The organism is Actibacterium sp. (genome assembly GCF_041584535.1).
Classification (GTDB): Bacteria; Pseudomonadota; Alphaproteobacteria; order Rhodobacterales; family Rhodobacteraceae; genus Actibacterium_D.
The window spans coordinates 1-1,317 of sequence record NZ_JBFHDW010000437.1 but is presented as its reverse complement, the minus strand read 5'-3'; the positions used below and the strand labels follow the sequence as shown (position 1 = coordinate 1,317).

Sequence of the window (1,317 nt, the reverse complement as noted above, 5' to 3'; positions counted from 1 at the left end):
GCGCCTGCCATGGCGATGGCGCGCAGCATCCGGGCTTCGGTATCGACCAGCGCGCCGGTCTTGACCACCACCGGATCGCCATCGGCCAGCGTGGCACAAAAGACCTCGGACAGATCGCCGCCATGCAAGGGAACAAGATCGGTGACGCGCGCGCCGGTCAGTCGTTCAACCGAGGCGCGCAACCGGTCAGCCATCCCATACCACCTTGGCATTGCCGGCCTGCATCGGGCCGGTGGCGCGGTCAAACCGCAGATAGGCGATGGCGTGATCGCCGGATTGGGTGAACAGGGTGCCGGCCTCTTTCTCGCCCGCCATGATGACGGTGCCGACCGGGGCCTGACCGTCGATCCGCACGGTCACAAGGCCTTTGCGCAGATCGGTCTTGTGCTTCATCCGGGCGGTGACCTCTTGCCCGACGTAACAGCCCTTGCGGAAATTCACCCCGTGCAGGCGGTCGAACCCGGCCTCAAGGATAAAGGTCTCGGGCGTCAGTTCGATCCCGGTTTCGGGGATGCACTGGGCAACGCGGATCGCGTCCCAATCGATGGCGGGGGCCGCGCCGGGCTGATCGCGATAGGCGCGCCATCCCAGCGCCGGGTGGCGCGGGTCGGCCAGCGCATCGGCCGGGGCCGCGTCCAGCCCGCGCAGCACATGCAGCCCGGTCTGGGCAATCGCCACATCGGCGCGCAGCTTGTACATCGACAGCCGCTGCGCCAGCATCGGCGCCTGCGCCGCGCTGACATCCAGCAGAATCGTATCCCCGCGCGGGATCATGAAGAAATCGGCCAGATATTTGCCCTGCGGCGTCAACAGCGCCGTCCAGGCGATGCTGCCCTCGGTCTGGGGCACATCATTGCTGACCAGCCCTTGCAGAAACGCGTGCCGCTGGGTGCCGGTCAGACCAAGCACCATTCTGTCAGGGGCGGTTTCACCGGCCATGTTCTGTCCTGTCATAAAGGAAGTCCTGCGTTAAACTGAGCACCCTTTGCCAGATCGACAAGGGCCAGTTTACCACGAAGCGTCGAATTATTCGCCGTCGCCGTCGCCGATCCGAACCGTCTGGCGCAGATGCCCGTCGCCCGCGTCATAGATCAGAATCTGCTGGTCTTCGGTCACCACCGCATACCAGCCGCGCCCCTTGGTGACAGCGCTGACCGTGGCGCCTTGGGGCAGTTCAATCGCCTTGGGCAGGGCAAAGTCGTCTTTTCCGCCATAGCGGATGACAATCAGTGCGATGATGATTACAACGCCCGCGATCATTGTCGCGGTCAGCACCGTGACCAGCATACGCAGAAATCGCAGGTTGGGGGGCTCTTC

Annotated in this window: 2 protein-coding genes and 1 pseudogene; all 3 read right to left on the bottom strand. The window is 64.5% G+C overall.

Annotated elements, in window-relative coordinates; all coding sequences use genetic code 11:
- Positions 1–194: pseudogene (locus ABYW26_RS14535) on the bottom strand (aminoglycoside phosphotransferase); the annotation flags it as partial.
- The gene (locus ABYW26_RS14530; RefSeq protein WP_372605631.1) at positions 187–954 is read right to left on the bottom strand and encodes a folate-binding protein YgfZ; all 768 of its coding nucleotides are present in this window, start codon (positions 952–954) and stop codon (positions 187–189) included. The gene ABYW26_RS14530 and the pseudogene ABYW26_RS14535, both read right to left, overlap by 8 nt.
- Before the next feature lie 72 nt (positions 955–1,026).
- On the bottom strand, positions 1,027–1,317 hold a 291-nt coding region (locus ABYW26_RS14525; protein ID WP_372605630.1), incomplete at its 5' end, for a DUF6476 family protein.

Bases quoted from the DNA above. Each gene is read 5' to 3' on its own strand.
- ABYW26_RS14530 (WP_372605631.1), bottom strand. From the start codon at position 954: ATGACAGGACAGAACATGGCCGGTGAAACCGCCCCTGACAGAATGGTG.